Here is a 16,108-nt window from a genome sequence, read left to right as displayed (position 1 = left end):
AAGGGGTTACGACCCTGTTGCAGGGTATACAAACGCATGATCGTCTACCAGAATCTCTGTCCTTCAAAGTGTTAGCCAGGCGTCTGACACACCGTTCCAGCTCGTCCTAGAAACGGCACGACGGCAGAAGAACATGAAGCGATCCCCCTGTCATACTTGGGGCTTTCCTAGTCGTTACAGAGTCACGCACTACAGATCATCTCAACATGGCAGATCCCGCTCGCACACGTCTTCCCATCGTCTCCAGGTCATCACCTGACGACGTCTTACTCTCGTCTACGTCGCACGAAGTTGTGTTCGCCATTGTTGGCTATGCCGGCGCAGGCCCCGGGTGGGTTGCCGCTCAGCTCTCGGGACAGCTCCAAACCCATGGGTTCACTCCCATCAGAATCAAACTTAGTACCCTCATCCAAACAGCGGCCAAGCATCGAAGTCGACCGGGCGCGTCATCCGCAGGAGAGGGACTTCAGCGTATGCGATCCCTTCAAGATGCTGGCGCGTCGCTACGTGGTGGGCAGACGGGCAGCATCACAGCCGCTTTGGCCATCAAGGAAATCCGTGCGAAACGCAAGGAAGCAGGAGAACAAAGTAATCCGTTCGCCTTCGTGATCGACCAACTGAAGCATCCAAGCGAGGTAGAACTCCTCCGACGTGTCTACGGGAACTCTTTCTATCTACTGAGCGTAATCTGTCGCAAAGAGACACGTCGACGTAGACTCCGTATGAAGTTCAAGGTGGCGGCTTCTGATACGACAGGGATGAAGGAGATCGATGATCTGACCGACCGCGATGAGGCTGACGACGCAAGGGAGGGTCAGCAGGTTCGCAAGACTCTCCACCTAGGAGATTTCTTCATCGACAACGATGTCGACAATCCGCCTGAAGACGCTGATCAGCTGGCTGACAACCTCTCGCGCATCATGGACATCATCACTGGCAAGCGTGTTGTTCGTCCAACGAGGGATGAACGCGGTATGCATGCCGCATGGAACGCCAGTTTCCGGTCCGCGTGCCTCTCACGGCAGGTCGGTGCTGCCATCATGGATGTTGATGGAACCATCATCGCCGTAGGCACTAACGATGCACCGAAGGCAGGCGGTGGCCTTTACGAAGAAGGCAGCTCGCCCGATAAGCGCTGTACAACTCACGGGGGCTACTGCCGAAATGACACCACTAAAGAACAGCTCTACGAGCAAATTTATGACCGGCTATCTCAAGCCAAGTTGCTCACAGCTGAGGTAAGCGCGCAGCAAGTACGCGCCTGCGTAGAAGAAAGTGGAGTGCGCGACCTCATCGAGTTTTCTAGAGCTGTCCACGCAGAAATGGATGCCATCATCAGTCTTGCGAGGACCGGGCGAGGTTCCGCGAAACGTGCCGTGCTCTTCTGTACAACGTATCCTTGCCACAGTTGCGCGAGGCACATCATCGCTTCGGGCATCGATGAAGTTGTGTACATCGAGCCCTATCCGAAGAGCCGCACAGAAGAACTCCATGACGACGCCATGGTAGATACCTCGAAAGCCATGGCCTCGGGTTCCCAAGACCGCATCAAAGAACCGCACCGGGTCCGTTTCCGTCTATTTTCTGGCGTTGCTCCACGGCGCTTCGCTGCACTGTTTGAGAAACGTGACGAGTTGAAGAGCAAGGGCCACCAGGTGGCTCCTCCTGAGGGTGCACGTCACAAAGATCCTGTGCTCGATAAGAGCTTCCTTGAGCTTGAAGAGAAGATTGCTGGCATCGCAGATGAGTGGAACGTGAAGGAGGTGTGAGGCGTGGCTAACAGTGTCAAGCAGCCTCGTCTCAGGGTGATCAGTGGTGCCAAGGCAGCATCAGATCATGTCGCTGGTGAGATGCATGAGGCCCTCTCTGCCCGTGCACATCTCCATGTGTTGAGCCCGTTGCAGCCAGTAGCAGCGCAGCAACTTAGCCTGCCCTGGCTGAATCCGACGAAGCGGACGATCATCAGCCTTGGTCTGAAAGGTGCTGTTAAGGCTGACCTCGTTCAGGTGATCCGGCGCTATGGAATTCGGCGCGTAGCTGATATCCGCGTTTCTCCTTCGTTTCGAGGGAGAGACTTTGACCTCGCTACCATCACCTCGCTCTTCCACATGAACGGCATCACCTACCAGCGGTTCTCTTCTCTAGCTAACCGCTTCGTCGGGGAGTCGCTCAATCCGCACGTCGTATTGGATATGTATGAGCGGTACGTCACCAATCAAGAGGCTGCTCTGCGCGAGTTCTGTGAAGCTGTTGATGCAGGGCCCTTGCTCCTCTTGGGATGGGATGAAAATCACTCGCCCTCAGAACGTTCGATCCTCATCGATGCTGTAGCCCGCTTGGGTCACACCTTCGAACTGGTCGTTGCTTCTCTGGAACGTGGACCACGATGAAGAGAAGTTCCTGCAGTCCATCCTGCTGCATGAACAAGTAACCCGTTACAGGCAGTTCTGAAGAGAAGCGCTGCAGAGTACCCACGCCCAAACTAGCTGAGCACCATGCACGGTGACTTACGTACGTTACCCGCCACTGCGTGAGGGTTGGCTGGTGCGCTTCGAAGAAGGCGCGGGCTTTCGTCTCGCAGATCGTATGTGAGTCTTGCCCGCCACAAGTTCGCTGGCGATCACGCGCAGGGTGCCCCAGACGAGATCGCCGAGATGCAACGGCCTGGAGCGCGTCGCCTTGGGGGCGTTCACGGCAGTGCGGGCAGGTCGCGCCGAGGTGCGCCTGCGTTTCGCAGGGGCCTCGGGAGGCTTGGCGGCGGCTGCGCTGGGCTCCGCAGGTGCGGGCTCGTCTCGGGAGGGTGATCCGGAGGATGCCGCGACGGCGGTGGTCTCGGTTTCGTGAGGGACGGCCTCGTCCTGGAGGGGAGCCTCGGACGATGTCGCGGCCGCCGTCTCGGAAGTCTCCCGGCGGGTCGCCTCGTCCTGGAGGGACGCTTGGGGAGCCGTCGCGGCTGTGGTCGCCTCGACCTCCTGCTTGCTCATCTCCTGCTCGGGGGCCGGAGCGTCTGCGACCTGCGCAGCAGCAGGGGTTGTGGTCCTGGCCTTCGTGGTCCTCTGCGTGCGGCGCGGTCGTTCGCCGGACACGCGGGGCGCCTTCGCGGGTTTCGCCTCGGTCGCTTCCGATCCAGCCTTGGTGGCTTGCCTGGACCTGCGGCGCGGTCGGCGCTCGGTGGCGCTCGCAGGAGTTGTGCTCGCAGGAGTCGCAGATGGCTCGCCGGAAGCCTTCGTGGTCCGGCGCTTCGCCGCGGGAGCGGCGGGAGCGAGGCTCTTGCTCGTTGCTGTCGGCTCGCCGGCAGACTTCGCCGTCTTGCGCTTGGTCCCGGTGGTCCGGGCGGCCTGCGGGGTGCTGCTGGAGTTCTTCGAGGTCTTCGAGGTCTTCGAGGTCTTCCGGCGGGCGGGAGCCGATCGCCGGGGGGCCTCGGGAGGCGCCGGAGGAGAGGCTTCCGTCTTCTCCACAGTGGGTACGCTCATCTCGTCGGTCTGACGCTGTTTCATGCAAGTTCCTCCACGACGTCACACGCCACGCGCTCTCGGCGCGCATGGTGCGCGTGAAAGACGGGGGCGGTCTGTCGCTCGGACGCTTCATTCGGGGGCATCGAGCCCTGCCTGGAGGCGCAAAGGTCTCCTCGAGGGAGGGGTAGAGCAGCTTTCGTGCCGCGCCAGCAGGCCCGGCCATGTCCCCCTTTTGCTCGGGACACCGCCCCCGTGCGAACATCGCATGCCGTACGGCGGCCCCTCATGAGTGAACCCGAACGCTTCTCCGAACGCTTCGGCGCGTGGACCGATGCGCGCGCCGATGTCCTCGACTTCCGCGACAGCCTTTACAGGCCGACCATGGCCGAGGTGCCGCCGCGGCTGCCGCTGGAGGAGTTCCAGAAGTACGAGATCCCGGTGCTCGATCAGGGGCGGGCGAACGGGTGCACCGGGTTCGCGACGGCGACGCTCGCGCACTACCTGATGCGCAAGCGGCGGATCGATGCGGACCAGTCGCTGGTCAGCCAGAACATGCTCTACACGATGGCCCGGAAGTACGACGAGTACCCGGGCGAGGACGACGCGAAGGGGTCGAGCCTGCGCGGGGCGATGAAGGGCTGGCAGAAGCACGGGGTGTGCTCGTACGAGCGGTGGCCCTGGGACCCGAACGATCTGTACGGGTCACTCACCCAGGAGCGGAGCGAGGACGCGGCGCTGCGGCCGCTGGGGCTCTACCAGCGGGTGAACCACAAGGACATCACCCTGATGCACAGCGCGCTCTCGGAGGTGGGGGTGATCGTGGCGTCGGCGCTGATCCCGCTGGGCGGCTGGTACTACGGGACGCGCGAGGACGGGATCGTGCAGCCGGTGGACCGGTCGAACCCGTTCATCGCGCCCTGGGGTGGGCATGCGTTTGCCATCGTGGGGTACGACAGCGAGGGGTTCTGGCTGCAGAACTCGTGGAGCGCCGAGTGGGGGAAGAACGGGTTCGGGCGGATCAGCTACGACGACTGGATGAGCTTCGGGATGGATGCGTGGGTGGGGCGGCTCGGCGCGCCCGTGAAGCTCAACTCGTCCCGGGAGCGGCGGGGGACGTCGTTCGCGAGCCGCACGTTCGCCGATCTCCGGCCCCACCTGGTGAGCATCGACGATCACGGGCAGCTCCAGCGGCGCGGGGCGTACGGGACCACGTCCGAGGACGTGCGGGTGATCATCGAGGAGGACTTTCCGAGCATCACCCGCGACTGGAAGAAGAAGCGGCTCCTGCTCATCGCGGGCGGCGGGCTGCGGCGGCAACTGGAGGTGGTGGACCGGATGTCGCGCCTCAGGCCGCGGCTCCTGCAGCAGGAGATCTACCCGCTGGCGTTCCTGTGGGAGACGGATCACCACGCGCGGCTCGTGGAGATCCTGAGCCGCGCGGCCGAGGGCAGGCGGCAGGACGGGCACGATCCGCGGGAGTTCAGCTTCATGATCGACCGGCGCGACGATGCGCTGGAGCCGATGGTGCGGCGCATGGGGGGCAAGGCCGAGTGGGATCGGATGAAGCTCGCGGCCGGCGACGCGGTGATGGACGGTGAAGGTGGGGGGGTGCGGGAGACCATCGGGCGAATCGCCGAGATGATGGTGAAGGATCCCAGCATCGAGCTGCATCTGGTGGGGCACTCGGCGGGAGTGTTCCTGCTGGCGCCCCTCGTGCAGCTCATCACCTCGGACCGGGGGAAGAAGATCGAGGGCGGGCCGATGCGGGGGCAGAGCGGGCTCGGGCTGCCGGTGGAGTCGGCGGCGCTGCTGGCACCGGCGTGCCCGATCGAGGCGTTCAGGGACACGTTCATGCCGGCGATCAAGGCGGGTCTCGTGCGGCGGTTCACGCTGTTCACGCTGACCGACGAGGCAGAGCTGCAGGACGACGTGGAGGTGTACGGGCGTTCGCTGCTCTACCTGGTGTCGAACGCGCTGGAGCGGCGGCCGCGGGTGCCCGGTGGGACAGGGGTGGGGCTGCTCGGGATGGAGCAGGCGCTGCTCGATCCGGAGAGCGGGGACGTGCTGGGGCTCCTGTCCATTCCGCGCGAGGCGCCGCAGGTGATGGTGGAGAAGCTGGCGCCCCTGGCAGGTCAGTCCGGGGTGGGGCAGACGCTGATCAGCCCGGGGAGCACGGGCGTCGGCGCCGGGAGAGGGGCGCTCCGCGAGGGTGGGGGGAGCGGCGGGTTCGTGGAGCCGCAGACGATGCTCAGCGGAGGCTCGCTGCGGTCGCAGCGCTCGCAGCGGGAGAAGCGGGTCGGCTTCCCGCGGGCGGAGTGGATCCGGGGGCCGAACACGTGGCCGGCGCCGTATGGATCGGAGGCGCGGCGGCACGAGGACTTCGAGACCGATGCCACGACGTGGCGCTCGATCAGCGCGCGGATCCTGAACCGGGATCCGGGCGAGGACGCGCAGCCGACGCCGTCGCGGGAGCCGTGGTGATGGCGGCAGCGAGGTCCTCGCTGCCCGTCGTGCACGCGCGCCCCGCCGCGGCGCCCCTGGCCAGGAGCCCGCTGGAGCGCGCGGGCGAGGAGGATCTGTTCCACGACTACGTGCTGTCGGCGTACGCGCCGCTCGCGCCGCACGTGGGGAAGCTGCGCTCGCTGAACCTGCTCGTGGAGTCGTTCGCGGTAGCAGGGCTGGAGGCGGAGGGGCTGTCGCTCCTGCGCTGCGTGCGCGAGGGGCTCGGCGCCTTCCGGACGGTGTGGGGCGTGAAGCGGGTGCACGCGACGGGGGCGCTGGGCTGGGAGCTGTACTTCTACGACTGGGAGCGGGCGCACGCGGATCTCTCGCTGCCGCGGCTGCAGGAGATCTTCGCGCCGGTGGTGGAGGTGGACGCGCGGGAGCCGTATCCCCTGCCCTGGCACATGGTGTCCATCGAGGTGTCCAGGGAGGCGCTGGCGCGCCGCGGTCGGGTGGGGGCGCACCTGTACATCGACATGCGGAGCTACGCGCTGCTCGGCGAGAAGTTCACCTTCGAGAACGTGTACACGTTCCACGATCCGCGGACGGAGGTGGACATGATCCTGCACCGGCTGAAGTCATCGGTGCACTTCGATCCGGAGCGGGACGGGGTGGCTGCGCTGATGCCGCCGCCGCTCCGGCGCTGCGGGAAGGTGTGCGTGGCCAACAAGCGGTCGTCCGACGCGGTGTACTTCTCGCGGATCCGGACGCCGGATCTCGCCTGGTTCCTGCGCACGCACGCCTGGCCCGAGGAGATGACGGCGCTCGTGGGAGGGCGGGCGATGGAGCTCGATCATCTGCTGTGGGACGTGGGGGTGGACTTCGACCGGGCAGGTGGGGTGCTCACGGCGCGGAAGACCGGGGTGTATGGAAGCTTCTGAGGCGCGGCGGAGGGAGTCGCTCCCGGTGGTGCACGCGGCGCCGGCACTGCGGGCGGAGCCGGTGCTGCGGGCGGAGCCGTGGTGGGCCGAGAGCCTGCTGGTGACCTTCGCGTTCCGGTGCAACCTCGCCTGCACGTTCTGCATGGTGGAGGATGCGCTCGATGTCTACGCGGGGACCTCGCTCGCGGACATGCAGCGGGCGACCGAGGATCCGGCGGTGCTGCGGGGGGCGCGGCGGATCATCTTCAGCGGCGGCGAGGTGACGCTGGCGAAGGATCTGCTGGCGTACGTGGAGGCGGCGCGAAAGCTGCCCGGGATCGAGCACGTGCGCCTGCAGACGAACGGGGTGCGGCTCGGAGACAAGGCGTACCTGCGCGCGCTGCGCGAGGCGGGGGTGGATGAGCTGTTCATCTCGCTGCACGCGGCGGACGCGGAGACCTGCGACGCGATCACGCAGCGGCGGGGATCGTTCCGCAGGATCCTGGCCGGGATGGAGGCGGTGGTGGAGAGCGGGGCGGCGCTGTTCACGAACACGGCGATCGTGAAGGCGAACTACCGTTCCCTGCCCGAGATCGTGGCGCTCGCCGCGCCGTTCGGGCCACGGTCCATGGAGTTCTGGAACTACTGGCCACGCGCCGACGAGGAGGGGTCGCGGGGCATGAACGCGCGGGTGGCGGAGGTGCAGGAGCCGCTGCGCGCGGCCCTGGGGGCGTGCGTGGCGCGGGGTATCCCGCCGGTGGTGAAGTGGTTCCCGCGCTGTCTGCTGGGGGAGTTTGCGTTCTGCCACGACGACGGGCAGCCGCCTTCGTTGATCGAGGATCGGTACTGGGAGCGGGAGCCCGGGTACGGGTGCATTTACGAGGGGATGTGCGCGGAGGCGCCAGCGCGGCCGGGGGGCTCGACGGCGGGAGCGTGCGTGGGGCTGAGCGATGCGTACGTGTTCGAGCACGGGTGGGAAGAGCAGGTGCTGGTGCCGCGGCGGGTGATGGCGGCGCGGGCACAGGGAAGGCCAGGCGAGGCAGGAGGGGCGAGGGTCGCCGACCCGGGAGGGGTGGGGCGCTCGCTGGTGGGAGACGCAGGGCCGCGACGGAGTGAGCAGGCGGTGATGGCCGCGTTCCTGGAGCCGCTGGGGCTGCAGGTGGGCGCGGGGCTCGAGGGGTGGTCGCTGGTCGAGGCCACGCGGTCGCGCAGCGGTGAGCCAGGTGGGGAACGTGGCGCGGGAGGCGCAGGAGGCGCAGGAGGCGCAGGAGGCGCAGGGGGCGCAGGGGGCGCGGCAGGCGCGGGCGGGATGGCGGTGAGCCTGACGTTCGCGGCGGGGCAAGGCGAGGGGCGGGTGGTGGTGCGGCTGTACGCGCGGGAGGCGGCGCGGAAGTGCGCGGTGAGGACGAAGAGCTTCGATGTGGCGTACCGGGTGGAGGGCGAGGCCGCAGGGGGTGAGGCCGCGGCGCTGCTGCGGGCGCTGGTGACGCAGCTCGACACGCGGGATCCGGGGGGGCTGCGGGTGCCGTGAGGGGAAGCGAGGGGTGCAGGGGGAGGCGCGGGGTGGTCGCGCGGAGGAGGGGCACCTCGCGGCGCGCGCAGGTGGGCTGGGGAGGGCTGCTCTTCGGTGCGGCTTGCGCGGTGATGGGGGCGTGGGCAGTGGGCGCGTGCGGAGGAGAGGACGGGCCGAGCGCGTCGGGAGGAGGAGGCGCAGGTGCCTCCGGGATGACGAGCACGACGGGTGCCGTGACGTCGGTGGGTAGCGGGGGAAGCGGGGGAGCGCTCCCCGAGGAATTCGTCGTGAGCGGGGTGGTGACGGAGAAGGGCGTGCCCGTCGCCGGGGCGATGGTGATGCAGGGGGGAGGGGTCGCGGAGCTGGTGACAGGAGAGGACGGGGCGTTCTCCATCACGCTGCGGAAGGCGATCCCGGGGGTGCCCACGGTGGTGGCCGCAAAGGTGGGCTACCGCAGCCGGGGGGTGGAGATCACGGAGGTGCCAGAGGGGCCGATCGGGATCGAGATCGTGGCAGCGGCACCGCCAGACAACACGGCGTACGTGTTCGGGGATCCGGGGACGGGGGATCCTGCGCACGACAGCTCGACGGCGTTCTGCGGCCACTGCCACACCACGCTCGTCGCGCAGTTCCAGACGTCGGCCCATGCACGGGCGACGCGCGATCCGCTGGTGCAGGACCTGTACGCGGGGACCTCACGCGCGCACGGGACCGCGGCGTCGTGCGCGGCGGCGGGTGGCGTGTTCAGGGCCGGGCGCACGCCAGGGGCGGCGGGCGGTTCGGAGATGCGGTGTTATCTGGGCGGTGGGGTGCTGCCCGATCTGAACCCGGGGTGCGGTGGGGCCGGGGAGCTGTCCTGCGATGATCCGGGGTTGCCGGCGGGGAGCCGTCCGGTGGCGTTCGGAGGGTGCGCGGACTGCCACGCGGCAGGGATGGACGGTGAGGCCGGTGGCAGGGACCTGCTCGACGCGGTGGGGGTGGCGTTCGAGAACGGGAACCACTGCGACGTGTGCCACAAGGTCAGCGGCGTGGACCTGACGCGACCGCCAGGTACGGGCGGCGCGCTGCTGCTGCAGCGGCCACGGGAGCGGGTGTCGGGCTTGCCAGGCGCGGACCTGATGCAGGTGATGTTCGGTCCCTACCCGGATGTGCCCAACGAGTTCATGGGAGGGAGCTACCAGCCGGTGTTCTCGCGCGCCGAGTTCTGCGCGGGGTGCCACCAGCAGGAGCAGGCGGCGCTCGTGCCAGGGACGTCGCTCGATGCTGCGCGCTGGCCTTCAGGGCTTCCGGTGCACAGCACGTACGCGGAGTGGGCGGCGAGCCCGTGGGGGACGCCAGGGACGCCGTGCCAGTTCTGTCACATGCCCGAGGTGGAGGGGCTGAAGAGCTCCGTGGATGTGACGACCGAGGAGAACGCAGGGATCGTGTTCGGGTTCCTGCGGCCGCAGGGGACGATTCGCTCGCATGCGTTCCGGGGTCCGCTCGGGGGAAGCCCGCGGCTCCTCGACGAGGCGCTGCTCCTGGGGATGACGGTGACGGCGCAGGGCGGGGAGCTGGGGGTGTCGGTGCAGCTCCGGAACCAGGGCGCAGGGCACGCGCTGCCGACAGGAGAGCCGATGCGGGCGCTCGTGGCGCTGGTGCGGGCCGAGGGGTGCGACATGCCGCTGTCTCCGGTGGGTGGCATGACGGTGAGCGACGTGGGGGGGGCGCTGGCGCGAGGGGTGGTCGGGCAAGGCGCTGCGTTCTCGGGGGCGACGCTGGCGTGGGCGGAGGGAGCGGCACGGGCAACGCCAGGTCAGGTGGTGCGGGTGGTGCGCCCGACGGGGGTGTTCGATGACTACGTGGGGGTGGAGCGGTTCGCGGATCCGCTGCTGAGCGCGCAGGAGAAAGGGGTGGAGATCCACGCTCCCGTGGGCGAGGCGGCGGTGGTGGCGGTGGCTGGAGGCGCACTGACGCTGGGCGGGGCGCTCGCCGTGCACGATGGAGACGTGGTGCTGCTGGGTGAGGCGCTGGCGTGGCCGCCAGTCGATGGGCAGGCGGTGCGTGCGCTCGCGGGGGCGACCGGGAGCACCTTCGCGCGGGTGCTGGTGGATCCGGCAGGGAACCGGCACGTACCGCACCACCGCGCGGTGGACATGGTGAGCGACAACCGCATCCCGCCCCGGGCCGATGGGTTCAGCGTGCACAGGTTCGCGCTGGCCGATGGGTGCACGGAGGCACGGGTGGAGGTGGTCGTGCTGTACCGGCCTGTGCCGCTTTCGCTCGGTCGCGAGCGGGGCGCGGAGGCGCGGGATTACGTGATGGGGACGCTGAGCAGGGTGGTGACAGGGATCACGGCATCTTCCCGCGCACCTTCAGGCCGAAGCCGTTGAAGCCCATCCAGAGGGGCATGACCGGCATCACGCCGATGTCCTGGAGGCGCTCGATGCGGGGGACGAGGAAGCGCAGAGGAGAGAGGAGCGCGACCACGCCGTTAGGCGCTGCGCCCGCTTCTTCCTCGTCGTGTTCCTGTTCGGCAGCTTCGGCACGCGCTGCCGCGAGGGCATCGGCACGCGCCTCCTCGGCCTCGATGCTCAGGGCTTCCTGGATCCAGGCGCGGTCGGTGGGGAGGACGAAGAGGGCCGCACCGTCGACGTCGGCTGCCGCCGAGCCGGATGCCGTGAGCAGTGCAGCTCCGGCCAGTAGCCCGCAAACTCCAGGCAACAGTCCGATCTTCCCCGTCATACAGGAAGCGTAGAGCGCACCGGATGAACCGGCAGCCCAGGGCTTCCCTGGATCACGCGCTCCGCATCTTCCGTAAGGTCGTACGCCGAGAGCGCATCGAGCGGCACCATGACGGCTTCGGACGCATCGTCATCGGCGCGCAGGACACCTGAGACGATCTCGCACACATAGTCGAGGATCACGTAGTGGTAGGGCGGTTCGAGGATCTCGAGGATCTCGATCAGAGGCCCGACCTGGACAGCGAGGCCGGTCTCTTCGTGCACCTCGCGCACAACGGCGTCGGCAAGTCGCTCACCGGGTTCGACGCTGCCGCCAGGGAGTGACCAGCGTCCCGCGAGGGGTGGGCGTGCACGACGCACGAGCACCACGCGGGGCGCACCGGGACCGCTCCGGTCGAGCACGACGGCGCCCACGGCGATGCGGGGAGTGCCCGGCGCGTAGCCGGGAGGCTCGGCACTCACGGGGAGGCGTCGGTGCGGCCAGAGGCGCAGCGGATGTCGCCAGGGGTGGAGACCACGAGGTCGTGATCGCCGACCGGGAAGTCACGCGGGACGACCACGGCGCCGTCGTAGCGGCCTCGTTCGTCGGTGGAGAGCGAGCCGATGACGGCGCCCTGAGGGAGGGAGTCGCTGCGGAGGAGTACGTCGACGCGGAGGCGCATGCAGGGGCCGTTGTCGTTCGAGACCTGGCCCTGCAGGTGGAGCGGCAAGCCGCGGCGGATGTCGCGATCGATGGCGGCGACCGTGATCTGGGTGCGCCCCGCGCGCGGATCGGGGGCGGCGCTGGCGGTGGGTGCGGGCGCGGCGGAAGGGGCGGTGGTCGGAGGGCCGTTCGCGCCGTTGCCAGCGTCGCCAGGTCCCTGCTGGCCGCGGGTCTGCTGCTCGGCGCGGGAGCGCTCGGCGAGCTGCTGGCCAGAGTCGGGGGTCTCGGGCCAGGTGTAGGGATCGGGGGGCGGGACGTAGGGAGGGCGGTTCTCGTCGAGGTCCTGCTCCATGTTGAGGGCCGCGCCACCGAGATCGATGCGGTGCCAGAGCGTTCCGTCGGAGACTTCGACCCAGGCGTGGGCCTCGTTCACCACCATGCGGGTGGGGATGCCGAGGTGCAGGGCAGTGACCAGGAAGGCGAAGGCGCGGTGACGGCATACGCCCTTCCGGGAGAGGGCGAGGTCGAGGTAGATGTCGCCGCGTTCGCGGGGCGGATCGTCGGAGGGAGCGAAGGCTCGGAAGTACTCGACCATCTTGCGCACGGCCTCGCGGGGGCGCATGGCGCGGGAGATGCCGATGGTGCGGGCGACCTCCTCGTAGGCTGCGCCCTGCGACGGCTGGAAGCGCGGCTGCCTGTCGAGCACCGACCAGTCGACGTTGGCAAACTCGCTGCCAAAGGTGGCGCGGGGGATGGCGAGCTGCACGACGAGGCGCACGCGCTGTCGCGTGGTTCCACGCGCGAACCAGTTGTCGGCGCCGTCGCGGAGGACGGTGACGTCCGCGTCGGGGGCGACGTGCATGCGGAGGATGCGGGTGCCGGGACCGACGGTGGGGATGCGGATGGGTTCGTTGGGGATCAGGTCGACGCCGATGTCGCCGTAGAAGGGCTCGTCCCCGGCGCCCAGGGAGCCGCCGACCTTCACCAGGTGAAGCTCTTTCCTCCAGACGAACAGGGTGTAGTTGGGGTGCACGGCGTCGTACGCACGAAGCCGCTTGAAGGGCGCCGTCGCGGGGGAGAAGGGGTCGTCGTAGTTCTCCACGTTGGGCCGGCGGGTGTCGCGGTCCGGTTCGTACGTGGAGTCGGCGGACGCGTCGGCGGCCGTGTTGTTGTAGATCTGCTGGCTGGTGGAGGGCGGGGTCCGCGGGTCGGGTGCGGTCGCCATGCCGCTCGGGGTCTGCAGGTACGCGGGGATGTCGCCGTCCGGGATGGTCGTCGAGAGCGCCAGGTCCTCCTTGGGGTCGGGCTCGAAGCGCTCGTGGAGGAGGGTGCTCTGGGCGTCGGCGAAGGGGGAGAGCGAGAGGAGGAAGGCGAGGGCGAGGCCGACGCGACCGAGCCGGCGCGCAGAAGCCGGCGTCACGGAGCCGCCGGCGCGGGATGCGGTGGCTCCAGAGCGGGAGGGGCGGCGGTGGGTCATCGGGTCGTCGTATGAAACCACGGCAGTGCCGCTTGTTCCAACGAGACCTCTCAGCGACCGAAGTGCCCTTCGTAACGAGGACGGCGAGAGGGCGGAGGGGCGAGGAAGCGGTCCACCGGCTCGGTCGAGAGGCCGCGGGCGGCGAGATCGGCGGCGGCGACCTCCACGGAGGCCTGAAATATCTCGGTGCGGGCGAACCTGCCGGCGCGGCCACTGGTGAGGCGGGGCAGGACGGCCACGATGCGGCGCATGCCGTCGGCGTAGCGGCGCGAGATGGCGAGGCGTTCGATGAGCGGCTCCAGGAAGTCGGCCACGGCGCCAGCGCGGTCACGGGCACCGTCGCAGGCCTCCTTCATGGGTTCGAGGAGGAGCAGCGTCCACAGCACGGTGTCGTCGAGGGGGCGCCCCTCGGCGGTGCGGCGGTCCGCGAAGTCGAGCAAGCGCCACATGCGCTGACCCGGGCCATCGTCGCCACGGTCGTCGTAGATGAGGGCGCTGACCTCGGGGAGGAGGATGTCGAGGACGCCGGTCTCCCAGGCGAGGTAGATGGTGCGGCGGGCCTGGCCGCCACGCATCAGCCTGAGGATCTCCTCGGAGAGGCGCGGCCGCGCGGCGAGGGCGAGGACGTCACGGCAGAAGACGATGGCGTCGTAGACGTCGGGGGTGATGCCGAAGCCGAGGCGGCCAGCGAACTTGAGGGCGCGGAGGATGCGGATGGGATCCTCGCGGAAGCGCGTCTCCGGACCGCCGATGGTGTGCACCACCTGGCGCCGGAGATCTTCCATGCCGCCCACCCAGTCGAGGACCTGCCGCGCTTCGAGGTCGTAGAAGAGGGCGTTGATGCGGAAGTCGCGTCGGAGGGCGTCCTCGTGCGCGGCGCCGAAGACGTTGTCGTTGCGGATGAGCAGCTCCGAGGCCTCGTCGCCGTCTTCCTTGGGATTTCTGCGGAAGGTGGCGACCTCGATGACCTTGCCGCCACCGAACAGCACGTGCACCAGCCGGAAGCGGCGTCCGATGATGCGCGAGTTGCGGAAGAGGTCGCGGACTTCTTCGGGGCGAGCGCTGGTGGCAACGTCGAAGTCCTTGGGGCGGCGGTCGAGGAGGAGGTCACGCACGCAGCCGCCCACGAGGTAAGCCTCGTGGCGATGGCGGGTGAGGCGCCGGATGACCTTCTGGACGTCGGGGTCGAGCCGCTGGTCGTCGAAGACCACGTGGTAGCGGCGAGGCTCCGGGATGGTCTCGGAAACGAGCTCAACCTGGAAGGGGTTCTTGACCGCCGCCAGGGCCTCGGGATCGAGCGGCGGGAGCGGCGGCGCAGATCCGTCGGGCTCGTCGGCGAAGGCGATGTGCTCGGCTTCCAGATCGGGATCTGGCTCGAGCACCGGCTCTGCAACGTCGTCCGGAGGGAGGTCCTCGAAGATGTCGGGTTCGAACTCGGCGTCCGCGGCGACGTCGAGGTCACCCTCGGGAGCGGGCTCGTCTTCCTCGGGCGCAGAGGACGGGGCGTCGTCTGGCAAGTCTGCGCGTTCGGGGGCGGTGGGGTGAGGCGCGCGGAGCGCGACCACTGGGGTAGCGGTAAGGACAGCGTCGCTTACCGAGGGAGTATTGTCTTCAGGAGTGGGGGTCGACCGACCCATGGCTGGGAACCAATGTCAGCCGGGCAGGGCCCATGAGCACTGCCGGCTTGTAAGGAGACCTCCTGGGCGTCTAGCAGGGGTTCGCTGGGAGAGCAAAGGAGAGCGCGCGAAAGCGGAGTCATGGATCAGTTTTCCGGGATCCAGTGGCGTCGCTGGCGTTGACGAGGCCGCCCGAAGCGGCCGGTGTGCATGTAGAGGGGGTGGTCGCGCGCCTTCCAGGCGGGCCTGGGAAGGGGGTCACCCCCGTCCGGGCGGCAGCGCTGCGGGTCGGATCTTCCAGGGCTTCGGGCGTCTCGAGCAGCGCGGCATGAAACGCAGCCATGGATGAAAACCGGGTGCCAGGGTCCTTGAGCAAGGCTTTCCGGGCGACCGCGTCGAGATCGCGAGAGATGAGGAGGCCTGGGTGAAAGCGGTGCAGCGGCGGGAGGGGCTCGCGCTGGTGCTGCAGCAGAAGGGTTGGCGCGGGTCCCGAGAAGGGAGTGCGGCCCGCGAGCATTTCGTAGAGGACAGTGCCCAGCGCGTAGACGTCCGAGCCAGGTGATGGCTGGGCACCGCGGATGAGTTCGGGGGCGAGATACTCCAGGGTTCCGAAGGACTGCGTGGCGCCTGCGGCTGGTGGTCGGCCGGCGGTGGGTGGGACAGGGAGGCCAGGGTTCTGCTCGGTCACGTAGGCCAGCCCGAAATCGAGGACCCGCACCACTTCACGCCCGTCGCGCGCATGGACGAGGAACAGGTTCTCGGGTTTCACATCGCGGTGGATCACGCCTGCGAGGTGCGCGGCATGGAGGCCGCTGGAAGCCTCAAGCGCAATGCGAACCGCACGGGAGGGGGTAAGAGCCCGAGCAGAAGCGAGGGTGTCGGCGAGGTCCAGGCCGACGAGCAACTCCATGGCGAAGCAGCGGATCTCTCCGTCGCGTTCGGGCCGCTCCACGCGCAGAACGCTGGGGTGCCTCACCCGGGCAGCCGCTTCTGCTTCCCGCTCGAACCGGGCGACGACGTCGGGGAACGCTGCGTGCTCGGCGCGCAGGACTTTCAGCGCCAGGCGTTCCGTCAGGCGCGCCCCGGTCCGTTCGGCGAGGTAGACGTCACCTGTTCCACCACTGCCGAGGCGCTGTATCACCCGGTAGCTTCCACAGATGATCCTGCCCACGAGCGCGTCGGCGGGGGCGCGATGCCAGGGCATGGAGGCAGGGTAGCGCAGCCGACACGGCGCGGGGTAGTCAGGGAAGCGGCGCTCTGGCAATCCGCGGCTGCGCGGTGGGGTGCAGCGTGGGGTCAGCGTGGGGCCAGCGTGGAGG

12 protein-coding genes are annotated in these 16,108 nt (G+C 68.5%); 7 read left to right on the top strand and 5 right to left on the bottom strand.

The features are described 5' to 3' along the window. The first annotated feature begins 206 nt into the window (after positions 1 to 206). The 7 genes from CAP_RS49120 to CAP_RS34525 all read left to right on the top strand — a co-directional run bounded on the left by CAP_RS49120 (position 207) and on the right by CAP_RS34525 (position 10,702). A complete protein-coding gene (locus CAP_RS49120; protein WP_081865569.1) occupies positions 207 to 1,769 on the top strand; it encodes an anti-phage dCTP deaminase in 1,563 nt (520 codons plus the stop codon). Between the two features lie 3 nt (positions 1,770 to 1,772). Further along, positions 1,773 to 2,390, top strand: a complete 618-nt coding sequence (locus CAP_RS49115) for a DUF488 family protein (protein ID WP_156041406.1) — start codon at positions 1,773 to 1,775, stop codon at positions 2,388 to 2,390. A 799-nt stretch (positions 2,391 to 3,189) separates the two neighbouring features. Next, complete coding sequence (locus CAP_RS34545) at positions 3,190 to 3,486, top strand: hypothetical protein (RefSeq protein ID WP_156041405.1); 297 nt, start codon at positions 3,190 to 3,192, stop codon at positions 3,484 to 3,486. Between the two features lie 254 nt (positions 3,487 to 3,740). After that, positions 3,741 to 5,936, top strand: a complete 2,196-nt coding sequence (locus tag CAP_RS34540; RefSeq protein WP_081865567.1) for a C1 family peptidase — start codon at positions 3,741 to 3,743, stop codon at positions 5,934 to 5,936. Continuing rightward, on the top strand, positions 5,936 to 6,838 hold the full coding sequence (locus CAP_RS34535) for a hypothetical protein (protein ID WP_156041404.1): 903 nt from the start codon (positions 5,936 to 5,938) through the stop codon (positions 6,836 to 6,838). Before CAP_RS34540 ends, CAP_RS34535 begins: the two co-directional genes overlap by 1 nt. After that, on the top strand, positions 6,825 to 8,348 hold the full coding sequence (locus tag CAP_RS52850) for a radical SAM protein (RefSeq protein ID WP_081865566.1): 1,524 nt from the start codon (positions 6,825 to 6,827) through the stop codon (positions 8,346 to 8,348). The genes CAP_RS34535 and CAP_RS52850 overlap by 14 nt, the downstream gene beginning before the upstream one ends. 194 nt (positions 8,349 to 8,542) lie before the next feature. Then, positions 8,543 to 10,702, top strand: coding sequence for a carboxypeptidase-like regulatory domain-containing protein (locus tag CAP_RS34525; protein ID WP_063748795.1), 2,160 nt, complete (start codon positions 8,543 to 8,545; stop codon positions 10,700 to 10,702). Here CAP_RS34525 and CAP_RS34520 read toward each other — a convergent pair. From CAP_RS34520 to CAP_RS34500, 5 genes are all read right to left on the bottom strand, one after another. Further along, positions 10,662 to 11,054 carry a hypothetical protein gene (locus CAP_RS34520; protein WP_044248775.1) on the bottom strand — a complete coding sequence of 131 codons (393 nt, stop codon included), beginning with the start codon at positions 11,052 to 11,054 and terminating at the stop codon, positions 10,662 to 10,664. The genes CAP_RS34525 and CAP_RS34520 overlap by 41 nt on opposite strands. Then, positions 11,051 to 11,467, bottom strand: a complete 417-nt coding sequence (locus tag CAP_RS34515) for an NUDIX hydrolase (protein WP_231511860.1) — start codon at positions 11,465 to 11,467, stop codon at positions 11,051 to 11,053. Before CAP_RS34515 ends, CAP_RS34520 begins: the two co-directional genes overlap by 4 nt. 44 nt (positions 11,468 to 11,511) lie before the next feature. Continuing rightward, complete coding sequence (locus CAP_RS55325; RefSeq protein WP_081865565.1) at positions 11,512 to 13,173, bottom strand: transglutaminase family protein; 1,662 nt, start codon at positions 13,171 to 13,173, stop codon at positions 11,512 to 11,514. Between the two features lie 50 nt (positions 13,174 to 13,223). Then, on the bottom strand, positions 13,224 to 14,738 hold the full coding sequence (gene pcnB / locus CAP_RS34505; RefSeq protein ID WP_231511859.1) for a polynucleotide adenylyltransferase PcnB: 1,515 nt from the start codon (positions 14,736 to 14,738) through the stop codon (positions 13,224 to 13,226). A gap of 190 nt (positions 14,739 to 14,928) precedes the next feature. After that, positions 14,929 to 15,993 (bottom strand): serine/threonine-protein kinase, encoded by a 1,065-nt coding sequence (locus tag CAP_RS34500; RefSeq protein ID WP_052376519.1) that lies wholly within the window; start codon positions 15,991 to 15,993, stop codon positions 14,929 to 14,931. Between the last annotated feature and the right edge of the window lie 115 nt (positions 15,994 to 16,108).

The organism is Chondromyces apiculatus DSM 436 (assembly GCF_000601485.1).
Taxonomy (GTDB): Bacteria; Myxococcota_A; Polyangia; order Polyangiales; family Polyangiaceae; genus Chondromyces; species Chondromyces apiculatus.
The sequence above is the reverse complement of the archived record's forward strand: the minus strand, read 5'-3'. Positions and strand labels throughout refer to the sequence as shown.